This window comes from Binatus soli (SeqCode) (genome assembly GCF_050015535.1).
Lineage (GTDB): Bacteria > Desulfobacterota > Binatia > Binatales > Binataceae > Binatus > Binatus soli.
This window is the reverse complement of record NZ_JBEKBF010000010.1, coordinates 1-18,447: the sequence shown is the minus strand read 5'-3', so window position 1 is coordinate 18,447 and position 18,447 is coordinate 1. Positions and strand designations below refer to the sequence as shown.

Below are 18,447 nucleotides of genomic sequence, written 5' to 3'. Positions count from 1 at the left end.
CGACGTTGCTAGATGGCCCGGCTTCGCGATCAGCTCGTCCGCTTCATCGCCGCGCTGCGAGCCGCCGGCGTCAGAATCTCGGTTGCGGAATCGATCGATGCGATGAACGCGGTCGCGGCCGTCGGGCTCGAGCGCGCGCGGATGCACGAGGCGCTGGCGGCGGCATTGATCAAGGACGAAGCCGACCGCGCGACCTTCGACGAATCGTTCAACCGTTTTTTCGCAGCGCCACGGGCAAATCGCGGCGAGCATCCCGAGCAACGCGGCGAGCAGGTCTCGGCTGGCGCGGGCCGCGACCGTCCCGGCGAGGAGCCGTTTGCGTTGCCGCGCGACGATGCGCTCGCGAACCCTCGCGATGAGAAATCGCTTTCGCTGGCGTCAGAAGCGAAGCCTGCAAAGAAAGCAGCGGCGGCGCGGCGCCAAGACACTGAAAAGGGAAAAGACGCCGAAGAAAGCAAAGACGGCCAGCGCCATTCCGATCGGATGCGCGGCCGCCAGGAGCATCGCGCGGCGGATACGCCCGAGGAATCGCCGACGCCCGGCATCGACGCGACGCGCGTTGCGCGAATCCGCGCGATCGAGCGGATGCCGTTCGACAAATTCTCCGACCTCGACTACGACGAGGCGCGCGACGCGCTCGCGCCGCTGATTCGCCGCTTCCGGATTCGGCTGGGACGGCGGCTGCGACTCGCGCGGACCGGCAGAATCGACTTCCGGCGCACGATTCGCGCGGCGCTACAGCGCGGCGGCGCGCTAATCGATCTCAACTTCCGCGCGCGGCGTCCACGCCATGTCGATCTCGTAATCCTGGCCGACATCTCGGGTTCCGTCCGCTACGCGGCGCAGTTGATGCTCGAATTGATGGCGGGCGCGCGCGGATGCTTCCGCCGCGTCAGCAGTTTCGTGTACGTGGACCATCTGGCCGAGGCGGACTTCGAGGATGGACACCTGGTAATGACGCCCGCGCTGGACCTTTACGCGCGCTCGGATTTCGGCCGCGTGCTCGGCGAGCTTTGGGAGCGCCGAACCGGATTGCTGACTCGCGGCACGATCGTCGTGATAATGGGCGACGGCCGCAACAACCGGCTGCCCGCGCGCGCCGACCTGGTCCGCGAGATCGTGCGGGCTTGCCGCGCCGTGGTGTGGCTGAATCCGGAAGATCCTGCGCGCTGGGGCACGGGAGACAGTGCGATTAAACAATACGCGCGCGAAGTGAACGCGATAGTGCCGTCGCGAAATCTCCGCGAGCTTCAAGTCGCGCTGGCCGCAATCGCCTAGCGCCTGGGATGATCAGAAGTCGAACAGCTCGCGCATTTTGGCGAGCAACCATCGATGCGTGCCGCCCTTGCCGTCCAGCGTCGCGCCGGATGAGAGCTTTTCCAGCCGGACCCGGTTTCGTGCAGCAACAATATCGCCGATGCCGGCCGCCGCGTCGGGATGCTCCTTGAACAGGCGCGTCAATCCCTCGCGGCCCATCTCGATTACTTCCAGGTCGGTGATCGCGCGCACGCTTGCGCTGCGCGGTTCGCCCGTCATCAGCGCCATCTCGCCGGTGAAATCGCCGCGGGCATAATTGGCAATGTGGCGCGTTTGACCGTCGGCGCTGTTGGCGAAAACTTCGGCCGTTCCGCTGCGCACGATGAACATCGAGTCACCTTGTTCGCCGGCGCGCATCAGCATCTCGCCCGCGCCGAACTGGCGCACCGCTACGGTCGCCGCCAGCAATCGAAGCTCGTCGTCGTTCAGCCCGCGCAGGAAATCGACATGGCGCAGGTCGGCCATCAGTTCCCGCTCGAAGTCTGCGTCGGCTCTGTCTTCTTCGTCCTGGCGCGCGTCGCGCACATGGACGGTGCGGGTCGGGAACGGAATCTCGATCGAATGGCGTCTGAGCGCGTACCAGAGGCTCGAGGCGACGCGATCGCGCACGTGTTCCTGCACGCCGTAGTCCTCGATCCAGTATCTGATCCGGTATTGAACCGAGAAATCGCCATAGTCCCACGCCAGAACTTCGGGCGGCGGCTCGCGCATCACTTGCGGCACGTCGCGCAGCAGAGTGACCACGACTTCGCGCACATGATTGGGCGCTACGTCGTAGCTGATTCCGACTGTAATTTCGTCACGCACGGCGCCGGTGGCATAGTTGAACAGCACGTCCTTGGCAATCACGGAGTTGGGAACCTCGAGCCGCTCGTTGGCGCGCGTTACGATCGTCGTCGCACGCCATGCGATTCCCTTGACGCGCCCGACATACTGGCCGCTGCGGATCCAGTCGCCCGGCTCGAAAGGGTGCCCCATCGAGAGCGACAGGCCGCTGAAGATGTTGCCCAGGGTCTCCTGCAGCGCGAAACCGAGCACGGCCGCGAACACAGTCGTGGTGGTCAGAATCGAGAGCGGCTGCACGCCAAAGTCGGTGTACAGCACCGCCATCAGAACCACGAACCACAGCACGAGCATCAGCACGTCCTTGCCGATGGTCGAGAAGTGGACCCTGCGGCGGCGCGTCATCGCGTCGACGGCTTCGAGCACCAGCCGGATCGCGCCGAACAGGAACAGTACGAAGGCCGCGGCGGCGACCTTCTCGGCGACGGTGTCGTTCGGGATGAAGCGCGAACCTGCGTCGATCAGAACGCTGCCCGACAGCAGCAGGAACGTCGTCTGCGTCAAGGCGCGCTTGCGCCGGCGCACGGCGAAGGCGCCCAGCAGGCCGATCAGGACCAGCACGCTTTCGACAAAGCCGCGCAAATCGCGGTGCAGCACGGTCAATCCCAGCATCGTCTGGAGGGGTGTCGGAGCCATCGTTCAGATCCCCGCGGCCACCGCGACTTCGTCGAGCAGTTTCACCGCGTCGAAATACTCGATTGCTATCTCGCGCGCGGCCCGCGCATGGCGCGCATAGTCGGCGTTGATTTCCCCGATCGCATCGACCGCTTCGTCCGGCGTGTCGAACCCGAGCAGTCCCGCGCCGGTGGGAATGAACTTTTCAAACCCGGTGCGCTGCGTGACCACCGGACGCCCGGCCGCCAGATAGCAAACTGTGCGATCGCTGAACCATCCGGTGCGCGTCCTCACGTAGATGTCCTTCGCGACCGTGAACTCACCGCGCGACCGGCTGATGTACTCGCGATAAGCATCGACATCGAGCGACATCGGCACCGCCGGCGTGATGCTGAATCCCCCGGCGATCGCGCGTTCGTAGTCGGCGCCGCCGGTCAGGTTGGTGGCGATCTCGATGGGCTGATTCGCGCGCGCCGCGACCTCGAGCGCCTTGCGAAAATTCAGATGTTTGGACCAGTGGTAGGTCTCGCCCGCGATTTCCATGTCGCTGCCGCTATTCTGCCACGTGCCGACGGTCGTGAACGCAGGCGGCTCGGCCGCTCCGACGCCCGGATGCCACTGTTCGAGATTCACCGGCGGACGGGTCGGATGCCAATCGAGGCCGGCCGTGGGCAGCAGGCAATCGGGCGCGCCGATATTGTAGCAATACGTGAAAAACAATTTGTGCGATTTGGCAAACGCCGTGGTGGTCGGAATCTTGCGCATGAGCTCGAGCTGCATCACCCCCGGGTCGGTCTCGAGGTACACCAGGCAGCGGCTGCGCTCGTGCTCCTGACGCGGCTCGGTAGCACCGCACAGATTGATTATCGCGTCGGCGTCGCGAAACAGATCCATGCATCGTTCGCGCGACATCCCGACGTATTGCTCTTTCACCGAGTCCAGGAAAGCCCACCGCTCGCCGAAGCCGAAGCGCTCGAGCACGCGACCCAGGACCTTCAGGTTGCGCGACGGATCCGTGGTGGTGGTTTCGATCGTCGGATCGTACACGTAAGCGCGATGATCCTCGATGTAGTAAACGTCGAGACCAAGCTGGCTCAGTCCCAGCAAGTGATGAACCAATTGCCAAATCACCCCCGCGAACGGGTACCGCGCTGCCAGATGCAGCACCACGACTTTGCCCTTGCGCTTGCGCTGCACCTTTTGCGTGGCGATCTTAACCCCGCGCTCCTCGATCATGATAGTTGGGCTCCGCGGCCTGCGGCTATCCGCTCGAGCTCGTCCCGCAACTTGGACACCGCAATCCGCCGCTGGCTGATTTGGGCCTCTTGCTCATCGCCGAGTTCGCCCAGATAACAGTTGCGCCCGGGAATGACCAGTACCGCGCGATACGGAAATCCCGCGCGAATTTCCCGGTACGCGCGCTCGGCGATCGCACCTTCGATGGCGCCCTCGGCCGTCTTCTCGCGGATCGCGCCGCCCTCCTCGTATATCAACGCGATCGTGGCGCGAATTCGCGCTGCCCGCCGCCCGGCCTCGACGCCCTTCATCCGGCGGATAACTTCGTTGACCAGCGCCTGATCCGAATCATCGCCACCCGAACCGAGCCATCGATGCGACCGGACGCCAGGCTCCCCGCCGAGCGCGTCGATCTCGAGTCCGCCATCGTCAGCCAGCGTCGCAATCCGCGCGCGCTGGAAGTAGAAACGCGCCTTGATCAACGCGTTCTCGGTGAAAGTCGCTCCCGTCTCCTCGGGACTCTCTGAAATTCCGAGCTCGGCGAGCGACACCAGTTCGAGATCGATGCCGCGCAGGATCAACCGGTACTCAGCAAGTTTCGCCCGGTTCGCAGTTGCAATCAGTAGCCGCCGCATCGCCATCTAATCGGCCGAGTCGTCGGGCTTTGCAGGCGACTTTGGATGGTACGTAATCTTGAGCGAGGCGCGCTCGCGATGCTCGTCGAGCGCCAGCTCAATCAACCGATCGATAAGCTCGGGCAATGGCAAGCCCGACGCCTCCCACAGCTTCGGATACATGCTGATGGCTGTGAAGCCGGGGATGGTATTCACCTCGTTCACGTAGATCTCGCGCAAATCGCGGCTCGCGAGAAAATCGACACGCGCCATCCCGCGGATCGACAACGCCTTGAACGCCGACACCGCCATCGCGCGCAACTTCTTCGCCTTGGCGGGCGGCACCTCGGCAGGAATTTTTGTCGCGGAGCCGTCGGGATCGACGTACTTCGACTCGTAGTCGTAAAACTCATGCGCACCCTTGACCAGGACTTCGCCGGGAACCGACGCTTCGGGACGATCGTTGCCAAGCACCGAGCACTCGAACTCGCGGCCTTCGCACGAGGCCTCGATAAGCGCCTTGCGATCGTATTGGAAAGCGTCGTCGAGAGCGGCGTTGAGATCGGCGGCGCGCTTCACCTTGCTGATTCCGATCGATGATCCCAGCGCGTTGGGTTTGACAAACACGGGATAGCCAAGTTTGCGCGCCAGCCGCGCCCCCAGCTCCGGAGTGTCGCGGTAGTCGGCCCGATCGATCGCGAAATATCGGACCACTGCGACGCCGGCGTCGCGCAGGAGGCGCTTCTGCGCGTCCTTGTCCATCCCGATCGCCGAGCCAAGCACGCCCGCTCCCACGTATGCGATTCCCGCCAACTCGAGCAGCCCCTGCACGGTGCCGTCCTCGCCGTAAGTGCCGTGCAACACCGGGAACACCACGTCGAGCGCGCCTGAAATCGCATCTGGTGTGCGTGTCATTTCGCCGCGCGCGCCGTCTGCCGGCGTCGCGACCAGCGATTGTCCTTCCGGATGCGGCAGCAGCGTCACCTGCGTGCCGCCGGCGCCGAGCGCCGCAAGATGCGGCGTCTTTTCGGCGAGCAGCTTGAGCGCATTGTGCTCGAGATACCAGCGCCCGTCGCGGCCAATCCCAATCGGAACAATCTCGTACCGCGCCGGATCCATCGCCGACATCACGGTCAGCGCGGAGCGCAGCGAAATTTCATGCTCGCTCGAGCGTCCTCCAAACAGGACGCCCACCCTGAGTCGCTTTTTTTTTGCCATCGTGCCGGATCGCCGCCCGCTTGATGGCGAAGATTCTGACATGGCGCGACCGCAGGTTCGAGTATCAAGGCCGCTCAGGACACCCAAAAAACTTCCAACAGGGCGAGGCCGGCATCTTTATCTTACCGTCGGGTGCAGGGCTGACCCCTGGCCGCGCGCCCGCGGGCTCTTACATCGCATAGTCGCGAAAAGATGCGCTGCGCAGATTTTCGCGTCTTCTCACTGCGGGTGCAGGGGCCGCAGCCCCTGCCGCCCACCGCGCAGGTGATTCTTCCTTCATGCCGGCGCAAGCCGGCCACCTCGGGACAACGGCGGGCGGCCTTAATACTGGGTGCAGGGCTCAGCCCTGCTCACCCCTGCTATTGCCGGTAGTTCGGCGCTTCCTTGGTGATAAAGACGTCGTGCACGTGGCTCTCGCGCACTCCGGCGTCGCTGACCTTGACGAAGCGCGCCCGCTTGCGCAGCTCTGCCAGGTTCGCCGCGCCCACGTAGCCCATCCCGGATTGCAACCCGCCCACCAGCTGCTCGATATTCGAGGCCAGCGAGCCGCGATGCGGTACGCGGCCCTCGATTCCTTCCGGCACGTGCTTGCCGTCGGTCACGGCGAGCTGCCCGTAACGATCTCCGGTGCGCTCATTCATCGCGGCAATCGATCCCATCCCGCGATAAAGTTTGTAAGTGCGCCCCTGGTAGAGAATCGTCTCGCCGGGGCTCTCCTCGGTGCCCGCGAACAGCGAGCCGATCATCACGCTGTTTGCGCCGGCCGCCAGGGCCTTGGTGATATCGCCCGAGAACCGGATTCCGCCGTCCGCAATCACCGGAATGTTGCGCGGCTCGGCAATCGCGATCGTGTCCATGATAGCCGTGATCTGCGGCACGCCGACTCCCGACACCACCCGCGTCGTGCAAATCGATCCGGGACCCATCCCGACCCGGAGCGCGTCGGCGCCGGCGTCGCACAGCGCCTTGGCGCCCTCGCTGGTCGCGACGTTTCCGGCCACGACTTCGACCTCGGGCCATTCGAGCTTGGTCGCCTTGATCGCGTCGATCACGTTGCGGGTATGCCCATGCGCCGTATCGATACAGATGACATCGACGCCCGCACGGCGCAGCGCGGCCACCCGCGCCTCGCGCTCCGGACCGACTCCGACCGCAGCGCCGACCCGCAGCCGCCCCATCTGATCCTTGCTCGCGTGGGGATGCCGAATCGCCTTGTCCATGTCCTTGACGGTGATCAGCCCGCGCAGCCGATTCTGGTCGTCAACCAGCGGCAGCTTCTCGATCCGATGCGCTTGCAGGAGTTCCTTGGCGTGTTCGAGGTCGATACCGGGACGCGCCGTGATCACTTTGCTCGTCATCACGTCGCGCACCTGCTTGTCCAGGCGCCGTTCGAAGCGCAGATCGCGATTGGTCAGAATTCCGACCAGGCGGCCGTCCGAGACGACCGGCAGCCCGGAAATCCGGTAGCGTTCCATCACGGCCACCGCCTCGCCGATTTTCTGCTCTGGACTGACGGTGATCGGATCGACGATCATTCCGCTTTCATATTTCTTGACGGTCTCGATCTCGACGGCCTGCTCTTCGATCGAAAGATTGCGATGCACAAAGCCGATCCCGCCCATTTGCGCGATTGCGATCGCGGTGCGCGATTCGGTGACGGTGTCCATCGGGCTCGATACGAGCGGGATGCGCAGGCGGATTTTGGGCGTCAGCGCGGTCGAGACGTCGCAATTCGCCGGCAGCAGGTCGGACGACTGCGGCAGCAATAGAACGTCGTCGTAGGTAAGTGCTTCGCGGAGCTCCTGATGCGCCATTTGATTGACCCTCCTTGGGCGGTAAAAAAAGAAAGAGCCCGCGGATTTCCCGCGGGCTCATTTCTGCCTTCAGTTTTTATACGCAGTCCGTTTATTCAGATGCGCCATATGCGACATTAACAAGCGTCGCGCCCCCGATCAATACGGGGGTGGCTGCGTCAGTCGCCCACAGACGAATTCACCAGTTTCGGGGCCGGGTCAAACTCGGCGGCCGGTATCGACTGGGTAGCGCATGTCTTGACAGTGACATCGGCCGTCGAGCATTTGTTGGGATTACCTTCCGGCGCAGTGCAATCACTAACGGTCCCGGCGCCGGTGTTCTTGTTGAACGTTCCCTGTATCGATTCCGTCCCATTGAAGTAGCCGTCGGACAGGTTAAGAAGCACCGTCGTCCCGTTGGAACTCAAGCACATCGAGCCGGTTGCAAGATAACCAGGGAAAGAGGGGGCCTTGGCAGCCAAGGAGAACGTTTCACACTGATTCTTCGACGGGATCGACACGCTGGTAAAGTACACATTCGAGCCAAGGGTAAAGCAAAGGTCGTTTGCCGACGCCGGCAAGCAGCAGACCAGAAGTATCCCAATTGCTCCCGCAATTATCCCAAGGATTCGTCGCAACTCCATACTTTTGTGACCCTCCCGTAAGTTAAGCTTGTTCGTATTCACCTTCCGCACCACACGGGTTTGCGCTTTTCGAGGAATGCGGCGATGCCTTCCTGCGCGTCCGCCGCCATCGCATTCTGGCTCATCACTTCCTTCGTGTAATCGTACGCGTTGGCCGTATCGAGATCGATCTGCGCGTAGAACGCCTGCTTGCCGATCCCAATGATGAGCGGGCTTGCCTCGACGATCTGCATCGCGAGCTTGCGCGTCTCGGCGACCAACTCCGCGTCGGCCGCCACCCTGTTCACGAGTCCCCAATCGGCCGCCGTGCGCGCATTGACGGATTGCCCCGTCAGCAGCATTTCCATCGCATGCTTTCGTCCGACTGCGCGCGTCAGCGCAACCATCGGCGTCGAGCAGAACAGTCCAATCCTCACGCCCGGCGTCGCGAAACTCGCGCTCTCGCCGGCGACGACGAGATCGCACGTCGCCGCAAGCTGGCATCCCGCGGCGATGGCGATCGCATGCACGCGCGCGATCACCGGCTGCGGAATTGCCTGAATCGTTTGCATCAGTTGCGCGCACAGATCGAATTCATATCGGTAGAATGCAAGGTCGCGCCCCTTCAGTTCGCCCAGGTCGTGACCGGCCGAGAATGCGGGGCCGTTGCCCGCGATTATCACGGCGCGCGCATCGACCCGTTTGCCGATCGCGCGAAGCTCGGCTGTCAGTTCCGTCATCATCGCAGTCGAGAGCGCGTTGCGCTTCTCGGGACGATTCATCGTAAGCGTGACCAGCCCGGCTTCTTCCTCGACGATCAGATTCTTCTGCGCAGTTTCATTTGCCATCGCGTTTCACCTGCTTTCCATTCTCTTACTTTTCAAACCGCCTGCTAATCGCCCGGATCGTTTTTCCATTCTTCGGGATAGAGCAGCAGCAAATCCTGGCCGAGCGCGCGCACCAGGAATCGCTGCGTCTCGTTGATCGCGCGTTCGAGCGCGCGTCCGCCAATCAGCCAATGCCCGCGGCCGGCGATCGTCGCCAACTTCGCGCCGATCGACTCTGCAAATTTTGAGGTCCGCGCAAGCGGCGCGAAGATGTCCGAGTCGCCCGCTACAACCAGGCGCGGGGCGGCTTTGTCCGGCGGCGCAAACTCGATCGCGCCGGCCATTACGTCGGCGGCGATCGCGCCCGAATCGGGCGCCATCCCATTTATTAAACCGTCGCGAGTGAAAGGATCGGAATCGGCGATCAACTCGAACAATATTCTGCCGCGCGGCGGCTTGATCGGCAGCCGCCACCGCATCGCGAGCCGATTCGCGATTCCGCCCACCAGCGGCGTGCGAAAGCCCGGCGCCAGCGGCGCGTATGCGACCGCGGCCTTCACTCGACGATGCTCGCTGAGTTTGAGCGCGACCAATCCCCCGACGCCGTGACCGACCACGACTGCATCGCGGCCAATCCCGTCGATCGCTTCGCCGGCCAACGCGGCCAAGTCATTGAAGCGAAGTTTCTCGAGCGGAGGCGTCGAGCCTTTGCCAACCGCAGCGCGCAGATCCGGAACGAACACTTCCCATCCGATCGACGCGAGATAACCGAACACCAGCGCAAGATGCCGCGGCGTGGTGAAAAGTTCGGGCAGCAGCACGATGGGCCATGCAAACTTGACCGGCTCGGGGCGCTCGCATTGCGCGGGGAAGCGGCCCAGTTCGACGTCGTCCACTGGTCTGCCGAATTATGCGGCCCGCGCCGCTGCCGCCATCAGGCGCGTGAATCCGAACGACGGAAAGGCGGCGCGCGCGCCAACAATTATCGCGTCAAAATCTTTTGCCGGCTCGGACATGAGGCTCGCGAAACTTCGGGGCGATCGAACCCTATCATGTTGAACGTGCGCGCCCGCAAGCAAGCGCCAGACAAGGAAAGAGCCCCCTCTTTCAAGGGGGCTCTCCCGTGTTGCGAGGCCTTTCAGCCTCGGCTTAATCCAGCAGCAATCCTGGCAGCCTTAGCCAGCCTTCGGGGTATTGGCCCGAAGGTAAACTCGTTAAATGGTTACTTCTTTTTGGTCTTTTTGGCCGGTTTCTTCTTAGCCATATTTCTCTTCCGCATCGGTTTGGACTTGGTGGCCTTTTTGGCCCGTTTCTTCCTCTCTGGCATAGGTACCTCCTCTTCCTAGGCTGCTGCTGGATAAGCACCCTTTCTTATAGATGAGGGCTCATCCCTCATCGATTCGGGCCGATTATAGAAACATGTTATTCTGAAATCAAGAGCCGCGAGGCGATTTATAAACAAATTTTAAAGTCGAAAGAGTGCAACCGAACCGGTCTGTTTCGGGTGTTTAGAATGTCGTTCAAAAATTAGACCTCTTGAACTCAGGCTGGCGCTTGAATTACGATTGGCCGGATGACGCGGTTAAGCTTTCTACTGCGACGCGAGTGGCTCAGCCTAATCTTCGGCGCGGTTCTCGTGATGCTGCTATTAAGCGCCCTGCTCGGCAAGCAGGGGCCCCGCGACCTGGTCGCCCTCCAGAGCCATCGCGCCGCATTGGAGAAGCGCCGCAATCAACTGGCAACGGACAACGCCGCGTTCAGAACTCGCATTGCGAAACTTCGTTCCGACGACCGCTATATCGAACGCATCATTCGCCGCGAGCTTGGCTACGCGCGCCCCGATGAACTGGTGTACAAGTTCGCCGACCAGGACGAGCACGAAACGCCGTCGCGCTGAACTGTTCGCGAACATCAGAAAACCGCGCGCGCGACCAGCCGGTACTCGCGAGCCCGGCGTTCCAGCTCTTCGCGGAAATCAGGATGCGCGATCGAGATCAGCGCGCGTGCGCGCTCCGGAACCGATTTGCCTTTCAGATTGACCATCCCATACTCCGTCACCACGTACATCACGTCGGTGCGCGGCGTCGTCACGATGTTGCAGTCGTCGATTCGCGCGACGATTCGGCTGGCGCGCCGCCCGTCGCGCTCGTAGGTCGAGGCGAGGCATAGAAATGACTTGCCCTCGCGCGAGTCGTACGCGCCGCGCACGAATTGCAGTTGTCCTCCGGCGCCGCTTATCTGCCGGATTCCCGCCGACTCGGAGCACGCCTGTCCGGTGAGATCGATTTGCGCCGCGTTGCAGATCGAGATCACGCGGTCGTTGAGCATTATGCGATGCGGCAAGTTGGTGTAATCGACCGATCCCGCAAAGCATGCGGCGTTGCGATCGAGAAAGTCGTACATCCGTTTCGAACCCGCCGCGAACGTGTACGCCATCTGGTAGCGGTTGGTCGCTTTGTGCGCGCCGGTCACCTTGCCGGCCTGGTAAAGCGAGACCAGCGAATCGACGAACATTTCGGTGTGAACGCCGAGATCCTTGATCGGAGCCACCGCGAGCAGCTCGCAGACCGCGTTGGGCATCGCGCCGATCCCAATCTGGATGCAGGCGCCGCTGGCAATTTCCGGCGCGATTAGTTCCGCGACTTTCCGATCGACCGCGCTCGCGGCGGGATACTTCAGCTCCGGCATCTCGGATGCGCCCGCGTCCAGCACGAACTCGACATCATCTATATGCACCGCGTTTTCGATTCCGAAAACGTACGGCACGCTCGCGTCAGTCTCGACAATCATGGTCCTGGCTTTTTCGCTGATCGCCTTGTGATACGTGACCGACGGGCCGAAGTTGAAAAATCCGTGCTCGTCCATCGGCGCCGTCTTCAACACCGCGACGTCCACGTCGATCAAGCGGCGATAGGTGTCGGGCGCCTCGCCGAAGTTCATCGGCGTATGATGCGCCAGGCCGCGATCGTACATCTTTCTTTCCAGCCCCGAAAAATACCACGACAGGTAAACGAGATGACGTTGTTCGGGATCCGCCTCGGCCGCCGCGCGCGGGCGCATCGCGAGGCATCCGCGGATCTTTACGCGCTCGAGCTTTCGCACTCGCCGGGCCAGCGCGTGATCGAACAAGTCCGGCTGCCCGAGTCCGAATCCGTACTCGACCCAATCGCCGGATTTGACCCGCGCCGCCGCCTCATCGGCGCTGATTTTTTTGCGCTTGAGTTCTCCTTTGTAGGAAGTCGCCATCGGTAAGCCCTCGTATTGATTCCGGTCGATTTGCTTGACTGCGCGGCTGGCGTAGGATTCTCTTCAACCGGCGTACTTCAATCAATGCCAAGCATCGAACCAGTCAAGCAAGCGCCCACCGGCGCCGAGCCTGCCGCGGCCTCGCGGCTGATACTTTTTCTGACCGTCTTCATCGACCTGCTCGGCTTCGGCATCGTCATCCCGTTCCTGCCGATGTTCGCGCATAAAATGGGCGTCGGCGCGGTCGGAGTGGGGTTGCTGCTCTCGATATATTCGCTGACGCAGTTCGTGTTTGCGCCGATCCTCGGCCGGATTTCCGATCGCGTCGGACGACGGCCGATCCTTCTGCTGGGATTGCTCGGCTCGTCGATCGGCTACTTGATTTACGGATTTGCCGGAACGTTTTTCTGGCTGCTCGCGTCGCGCGCGATGCACGGCGCATGCGCCGCAACGATTTCGACCGCGCAGGCCTACATCGCCGACACCACCGATGACGAGCATCGCGCCAAGGGAATGGGACTCATCGGTGCTGCGTTCGGACTCGGCTTCGTGCTGGGACCGGCGCTCGGCGGAATCATGGGCCATTCGAGTTTGCGGGTGCCGGTGTTCTTTGCCAGTGCGCTGACGTTCGCCAATTTCATCTTCGCCGCGGCCAGACTGCCCGAGTCGCATCATGCCGATCGCTCCACGCCGCTTGACCTCGCCCAGTTCATCGCGCCGCTGCTGGCAATCCCGCGCGAGTTGATCCGCCATCGGCTGGCGCGGATGTTCGCGATTGCATTTCTGCTGACGTTCTCGTTGTCCGCGCTCGAAGCGACGTTTGCGCTGATGGTGCCCGCGGTTTACGGTTACGGCGCGTTCGGCATCGGCGTATTGCTCGCCTTCGCCGGCCTGATGCAGGCGCTGGCGCAGGGCTATCTGCTGGGCAAAATCGTGGGCCGAATCGGCGAGGTGCGGCTGCTGAAAATCGGACTGCTCGCGATGATCGTCGGGTTGGCGCCGATGGGCTCGATTTCATCGCACGGCGCGTTGCTCGCGATGCTGGCGGCGGTCTCCCTGGGTTACGGTTTCGCAAGCCCGTCGATCGCCAGCCTCATCTCGCGCAACACCGACCGCGATTTGCAGGGTGAAGTGATGGGCGTGAATCAGTCTGCCATGTCGCTCGCGCGCATCTGCGGCCCGATCGCGGGCGGACTCGCGTATCAACTGCTGGGACCCGCGGCGCCCTATATCGGTGGCGGCGCAGTCGTTATGCTCGCGCTCGCGACCACCAGCGCAATCGATGTCCGCGCGACCTGACGCAACGGGGAAACACGATGCACGCGCTTCGCGGCTTCATTCTCGCATTTCATATCTTCGGCGTCATCTACTGGATGGGCGGGCTGCTGATGGTCGCCAGCCTGCTCGCACGCGTGCCCGAAGAAGTCGGACTGCCCAAGGAACGCTTCCTCGGCGCGGCGCGCGGATTGTTCGAGACCGCGACCAACCTCGGAGCCGCAATCACGATCGTTCTTGGACTTCTGCTGATCCTGATGGAGCCGGCGGTGCTGCGGCAGGGATGGTTCCACGCGAAGCTGCTGCTGGTCGCGGTGCTGCTCTTTTATCACGTGCGGTTTTATCGCCGGATCATGTTCCTCGAGGATCACCCGAGCCAGTCATCGCGTCGCGAGTATCGCGTCATCCACGGGATGGTGAGCCTGCTGTTGATCGCGATCCTGCTGCTCGTCGTGCTCAAACCCTTCTAGCCGCAAACCGAAGTTTCAGCTCTCGTCGTCGCTCTTTTGTTCCGGGCAAGGGTGCCGGGGCTGGCCCCTGCTAAAAATGGTCCTTGAGTTCACGGACCTTGGCAAAAATCGCGATCGGATCGTCGCCCACCGACGGATCGCGCTTTTTCAGATTCGCGCGCAGCTCGGAGCTCTCGGTGCGCAGAAATGGATTGGTCTTCTTCTCGTCGCCGATGGTGGACGGCATCGTGAACTTGTTCTCCGCGCGCGTCTTCAGGCACCACTGGTGCTTCTTTTTCAGAGCCTCGTTCCCGGGCTCCAGGGTGAGCGCGAAGCGTAGATTTTTTTCGGTGTACTCGTGCCCGCAATAGACCTGGGTCGAGTCGGGCAGCGACGCGAGTTTTTTCAGCGACGCGACCATCGTCGATGCTTTCCCCTCGAACACGCGCCCGCATCCGCCCACAAACATCGTGTCTCCCGTAAACACCGCGCTGAGCGTTGGAAAATAGTAGGCGACGTGTCCGTTGGTATGCGCCGGGATTCCGATCACGCGGCCTTCGAGCGCGCCGATTCGGACTTGGTCGCCGTCCGCCACCGGATTGCTCAACGCAGGAATCTTTCCGCCTTCCGCGCTCGCGCCGTACACTTTGATTCCCGGCAGCCTGGACGCCATGTCGTTGTTGCCGCCGGAATGATCGCCGTGCCAGTGCGTGGTGAGCACCGCGACGATTTTCGCGCCGTGCGATTTCGCCGCCGCGATCACCTTGTCGGCCTCGGCGCAATCGACCACCGCGCATTCCTTGCTGCCGTCGTCGATCACCAGGTACGCGTAGTTGTCCGATAGCTGCGCAACGGTGACGATTGGCATCGCGATACTCCTTGCGGTTAGACGCCGACGATATTGTAGCCCACGTCCACGTAAAGCGTCTGGCCCGTGACGCCGCTCGAAAAATCGCTCAGCACCGCCGCCGCCATCTTGCCGACTTCCTCGATCTTCATCCCGCGCCGCAGCGGCGAGCGCGCCTCGACCTCATGCGCCATCGAATGGTAGTCGCGAATCGCCGACGACGAGAGCGTGCGCGCGGGCCCGGCGCTGAGCGCGTTGACGCGGATATTCTTGCCCCCCAGATCGACCGACAGATAGCGCACGCAGGCTTCCAGAGCCGCCTTCGCCACACCCATCACGTTGTAATTGGGGATCGCACGGACCGCGCCGAGGTAGCTGAGCGTCAGGATCGATCCGCCTCCGCGCGCTTCCATCAGCGGTTCCGCGGCGCGGGCAAGCGCGACCAGCGAGTAGGCGCTGATTTCCATCGACTTCGCAAAATTGGCGCGGCTGACCGTCAGAAATCGATCGCGCAGGTCTTCGCGCTCGGCGAACGCGACCGCATGCACCAGCAGGTCCAGCCCGTTCCATTTTTCCTTGAGCGCCGCGAACACGGACGCGATTTGCGCGTCGTCGTTCACATCGAGTTCGCCGATCACGTCCGCCTGGATTTGCGCCGCCAGCGGACGGACCCGCTTTTCCAGGATCTCGCCCTGGTAGGTCAGCGCGATCTCGGCGCCCTCCGCAGCCAGCGTCTGCGCTATCGACCATGCCAGGCTTTTGTCGTTTGCGACGCCGACGATCAACGCCCGCTTGCCCTGTACTATACCCATCGCGAGTATCCTTCTCTGCGACGATTCGCGCGCACGGGCTCAGATTTCGATCTTCATCCCGTCATAGCCCATTTCAAGATCGATCTCATCCTCGCGGCTCAGCACTTCGCGCCCGAGATGCGTCAGCACCATTCGGCGCACCTTGAACTTGTCGCGATTGGCCGCCAGCAGCGGGTAGTTGAGATGAAACTTCAGATGAGCGCTCTCGTAGTACGTGCATTCGCACAGGAACAGATCGGCGCCGGCGCTCAGCTCCACCAGCTCATCGTTCCAGCCGCTGTCGCCCGAAAAAACTATCGACTTCCCGCCGCCGTCGATTCGTAGCGACAGCGAGATTTCGGGCTTGGTGTGCGGACTGCGGATCGCGCTCACCTTGAACTTGCCCAGCCGCGTCGAGCTGCCCGGCTCGAGCACCACGAACTTCAGCTTGTGCTTGACTTTGTCGAGTTCGAAATGCGGGAACATCGTGCGCATCAGCAGCCACGTCCGCTGCTCGAGCCTGGCCGGACCCGCAATGGTCAGCACCTTCTTGCGCGGCGTCTCCCATATGTAGTCGAGGATCAGAAACGGCAGGCCGCCGAAATGATCGCCGTGCAGATGGCTGATGAGCAGCAGGTCGAAGCTGTCGGGCGCGACGCCATGGCTCTTGAGCGCCGGCATCAGGCCGGGCCCCGCTTCCATCAGGATCCGCCCGCCAGGCGCATCGATCAGGTAGCCTGCTTGGCAACGGCCGAAACTCGCGAACGCATCTCCGGTGCCCAACAGAGTCACGGTCACCGGCGCACCGTTCGATGCCGTGCGATTCGGATTCATTGCGGCGCCCTATGCTAATATCATCGGCGGATGCGCGCAAACCAGGGAGCGCCGCCGATGAAACAAGTGAAGACCGCAGGCGCTCTCGCGTTCGCTGCCGCTGTCATTGTCGCCACCATTGCAGGATGCGGAAAATCCGCGCCCCCCTTAAAGGCGCCGCCGCGCATCTTCGCCAGCGCCGAGGAAGTCGAGCTCAACTTTCGCGGCCGTACGTTTGTGCTCGGCGGCAACAATCAAATCGCCGAAGTGCGCCCGCCGGATTGGCCCAGGGATAAGTTCCTCAAGCTGCCGTTCTGGTTCGGCGTCAACGTCCTGGTGCCCGGAGTCATGGCGCCCAAAGAAGGCGATTTCTACGTCATCAGCGAGGCCGCGCTGGAAAAGCCTTTGGACACGCCCGGCGAATGGATGATCGAAGCGGGCAGCTCGCTGGTAAAGCAGGAGACCGTGTTCGTCACGACGCGCACGCGATATCTGGCGCCCGGAAAAATTTTGCCCACCATCGTTCAGTATATCGGCAAGCGCGAATTCAAACGCCCCGACGGCAAGACCGTGAATATTCCCGTGCTGCGCGAGGTCTCATTGCCTATGAAATGGACGCTCGGCGGCGCAATACCGGCAAGCTACGCGAGATACCGGACATGATTCTCTGGCGCAGGGCGATCGTCGTAGCGCTCGCGTTTGCGCTCACGGCGGTCGTCGCGGGATGCACGCCCGATAAGGCGCTCGACTTCGGACCGACCGGCGAGATAACCACGCCGCCCGAGGATCGGTTGAGCCGCGACATCATGCGCGATTTCGCCGGACGGGACTTCATTCTCGCCAACAACGATCACGAGGCGCACATCAGTCTCACCGATTGGAAGCCCGGCCGGCGCATCATCGTGCCATACTGGCTCGGCGTCAATCCGCTCTACCCCGGATTTCTGCGCCCGACTGTCGGACATCTATATGTGATGAGCCAACCGACGCTGGTCCGCGCGCTCTCCGGTAACGAGTACCTGATTCGCGCGGGCTCGAAACTGTTCAAGAGCGATACTGTCTTCGAGGCGACGCGGACGCGCTACCTCGATACCGGCGGGATGCTGCCGACGGTGATCCGCTTCGTCGGCACGCGCGTCATCACGGTGCCAAAGGACGCGCCCGCGACCGGAACGATCACCGAGAAGGTCCCGGTGCTCCGCGAAGTCTCGATGCCGATGCATACGACCGCGGACCAGGACCTGACCGGCTACGCCAAGTTCGTCGCCGCCAAATGACGCGGCAAAATTGCTACGATGCCAGTGGCATCGATCGAATCATCGGAGGACTATCGCATGCTGTCGCATACGAAATATCTCACCATGAAGGTGCCCAATCGGATGGGTTTCGTGAACATCACGGGCGAAGTTGAAGAGGCGGTGAATGAAAGCCGCGTGCGCGAGGGTCTCTGCCTCGTTAATGCGATGCACATAACCGCCTCGGTCTTCATCAATGACGACGAGCCCGGCCTTCACGAAGATTACAAGCGATGGCTTGAATGGCTGGCGCCGTACGACCCAAGTCCCGAGCGCTATCATCACAATCGCACCGGCGAGGACAACGGCGACGCGCATCATAAGCGCCAGGTGATGGGCCGCGAGGTGGTAGTCGCGATAACTGCCGGCAAGCTCGACTTCGGCCCGTGGGAACAGATCTTCTACGGCGAGTTCGACGGCCGCCGCCCCAAGCGCATCCTGATCAAAGTGCTCGGCGAGTAGTTTCCGTTAAGACTCATTCTGACTCCTGCAACGTCGCGGTCTGCAGCAGCTCTGCCGGCCTGCACCCCGAAAACTCAGCCGAAATGAGGTAGAGTCCGTCGCCTGAAAAGGAGACGGACGATGAAAGGGAGTCGCTTCAGCGAGGAGCAGATCATCGGGGTGCTGCGCGAGCACGAGGCCGGG

The 18,447-nt window shown here is 62.4% G+C and carries 19 protein-coding genes; 7 read left to right on the top strand and 12 right to left on the bottom strand.

Going from position 1 to position 18,447, the window contains the following annotated elements; translation table 11 throughout:
• Positions 1–12 precede the first annotated feature (12 nt).
• A complete protein-coding gene (locus tag ABR989_RS09140; protein WP_428127756.1) occupies positions 13–1,278 on the top strand; it encodes a VWA domain-containing protein in 1,266 nt (421 codons plus the stop codon).
• A gap of 12 nt (positions 1,279–1,290) precedes the next feature.
• On the opposite strand, the gene ABR989_RS09135 is transcribed toward ABR989_RS09140, so the two are convergent.
• From ABR989_RS09135 to ABR989_RS09100, 8 genes are all read right to left on the bottom strand, one after another.
• On the bottom strand, positions 1,291–2,796 hold the full coding sequence (locus ABR989_RS09135) for a cyclic nucleotide-binding domain-containing protein (RefSeq protein WP_428127754.1): 1,506 nt from the start codon (positions 2,794–2,796) through the stop codon (positions 1,291–1,293).
• 3 nt (positions 2,797–2,799) lie between these two features.
• The gene (locus ABR989_RS09130; protein ID WP_428127753.1) at positions 2,800–4,011 is read right to left on the bottom strand and encodes a glycosyltransferase; all 1,212 of its coding nucleotides are present in this window, start codon (positions 4,009–4,011) and stop codon (positions 2,800–2,802) included.
• Positions 4,008–4,646, bottom strand: a complete 639-nt coding sequence (locus tag ABR989_RS09125) for a non-canonical purine NTP pyrophosphatase (RefSeq protein WP_428127751.1) — start codon at positions 4,644–4,646, stop codon at positions 4,008–4,010. The genes ABR989_RS09130 and ABR989_RS09125 overlap by 4 nt, the downstream gene beginning before the upstream one ends.
• Before the next feature lie 6 nt (positions 4,647–4,652).
• On the bottom strand, positions 4,653–5,843 hold the full coding sequence (locus tag ABR989_RS09120) for a D-alanine--D-alanine ligase family protein (protein WP_428127749.1): 1,191 nt from the start codon (positions 5,841–5,843) through the stop codon (positions 4,653–4,655).
• Between the two features lie 359 nt (positions 5,844–6,202).
• Positions 6,203–7,657 (bottom strand): IMP dehydrogenase, encoded by a 1,455-nt coding sequence (guaB, locus tag ABR989_RS09115; protein WP_428127748.1) that lies wholly within the window; start codon positions 7,655–7,657, stop codon positions 6,203–6,205.
• 158 nt (positions 7,658–7,815) lie between these two features.
• On the bottom strand, positions 7,816–8,280 hold the full coding sequence (locus ABR989_RS09110) for a hypothetical protein (RefSeq protein ID WP_428127746.1): 465 nt from the start codon (positions 8,278–8,280) through the stop codon (positions 7,816–7,818).
• Between the two features lie 38 nt (positions 8,281–8,318).
• Positions 8,319–9,107 (bottom strand): enoyl-CoA hydratase, encoded by a 789-nt coding sequence (locus tag ABR989_RS09105; RefSeq protein WP_428127744.1) that lies wholly within the window; start codon positions 9,105–9,107, stop codon positions 8,319–8,321.
• A gap of 44 nt (positions 9,108–9,151) precedes the next feature.
• Entirely contained in the window at positions 9,152–9,982 is an 831-nt protein-coding gene (locus ABR989_RS09100) for an alpha/beta fold hydrolase (RefSeq protein WP_428127742.1), read from the bottom strand.
• Positions 9,983–10,659: 677 nt separating this feature from the next.
• Here ABR989_RS09100 and ABR989_RS09095 point away from each other — a divergent pair.
• Positions 10,660–10,983: an FtsB family cell division protein gene (locus tag ABR989_RS09095; protein WP_428127740.1), complete on the top strand. Its 324-nt coding sequence runs from the start codon at positions 10,660–10,662 to the stop codon at positions 10,981–10,983.
• Between the two features lie 14 nt (positions 10,984–10,997).
• Here ABR989_RS09095 and ABR989_RS09090 read toward each other — a convergent pair whose 3' ends face one another.
• Positions 10,998–12,332 carry an acetyl-CoA hydrolase/transferase family protein gene (locus ABR989_RS09090; protein WP_428127738.1) on the bottom strand — a complete coding sequence of 445 codons (1,335 nt, stop codon included), beginning with the start codon at positions 12,330–12,332 and terminating at the stop codon, positions 10,998–11,000.
• 84 nt (positions 12,333–12,416) lie between these two features.
• Here ABR989_RS09090 and ABR989_RS09085 point away from each other — a divergent pair, with 84 nt between their 5' ends.
• Positions 12,417–13,631, top strand: a complete 1,215-nt coding sequence (locus tag ABR989_RS09085) for an MFS transporter (RefSeq protein ID WP_428127736.1) — start codon at positions 12,417–12,419, stop codon at positions 13,629–13,631.
• Positions 13,632–13,648: 17 nt separating this feature from the next.
• Positions 13,649–14,077 (top strand): HemJ family protein, encoded by a 429-nt coding sequence (locus tag ABR989_RS09080; RefSeq protein ID WP_428127734.1) that lies wholly within the window; start codon positions 13,649–13,651, stop codon positions 14,075–14,077.
• 70 nt (positions 14,078–14,147) lie between these two features.
• On the opposite strand, the gene gloB is transcribed toward ABR989_RS09080, so the two are convergent.
• Genes gloB through ABR989_RS09065 form a run of 3 tightly spaced genes read right to left on the bottom strand, consistent with a single transcriptional unit; the run spans position 14,148 to position 16,528 of the window.
• Complete coding sequence (gene gloB, locus ABR989_RS09075) at positions 14,148–14,924, bottom strand: hydroxyacylglutathione hydrolase (RefSeq protein WP_428127732.1); 777 nt, start codon at positions 14,922–14,924, stop codon at positions 14,148–14,150.
• Positions 14,925–14,941: 17 nt separating this feature from the next.
• Positions 14,942–15,715, bottom strand: coding sequence for an enoyl-ACP reductase FabI (locus tag ABR989_RS09070; protein ID WP_428127731.1), 774 nt, complete (start codon positions 15,713–15,715; stop codon positions 14,942–14,944).
• A gap of 39 nt (positions 15,716–15,754) precedes the next feature.
• On the bottom strand, positions 15,755–16,528 hold the full coding sequence (locus ABR989_RS09065; protein WP_428127729.1) for an MBL fold metallo-hydrolase: 774 nt from the start codon (positions 16,526–16,528) through the stop codon (positions 15,755–15,757).
• A 57-nt stretch (positions 16,529–16,585) separates the two neighbouring features.
• Between ABR989_RS09065 and ABR989_RS09060 the strand changes: the two genes are divergently transcribed.
• Genes ABR989_RS09060 through ABR989_RS09050 form a run of 3 tightly spaced genes read left to right on the top strand, consistent with a single transcriptional unit; the run spans position 16,586 to position 18,264 of the window.
• On the top strand, positions 16,586–17,170 hold the full coding sequence (locus ABR989_RS09060) for a hypothetical protein (protein ID WP_428127728.1): 585 nt from the start codon (positions 16,586–16,588) through the stop codon (positions 17,168–17,170).
• Positions 17,167–17,784 (top strand): hypothetical protein, encoded by a 618-nt coding sequence (locus ABR989_RS09055; RefSeq protein ID WP_428127727.1) that lies wholly within the window; start codon positions 17,167–17,169, stop codon positions 17,782–17,784. The genes ABR989_RS09060 and ABR989_RS09055 overlap by 4 nt, the downstream gene beginning before the upstream one ends.
• A 57-nt stretch (positions 17,785–17,841) precedes the next feature.
• Positions 17,842–18,264 (top strand): secondary thiamine-phosphate synthase enzyme YjbQ, encoded by a 423-nt coding sequence (locus ABR989_RS09050; RefSeq protein WP_428127956.1) that lies wholly within the window; start codon positions 17,842–17,844, stop codon positions 18,262–18,264.
• Positions 18,265–18,447 lie beyond the last annotated feature (183 nt).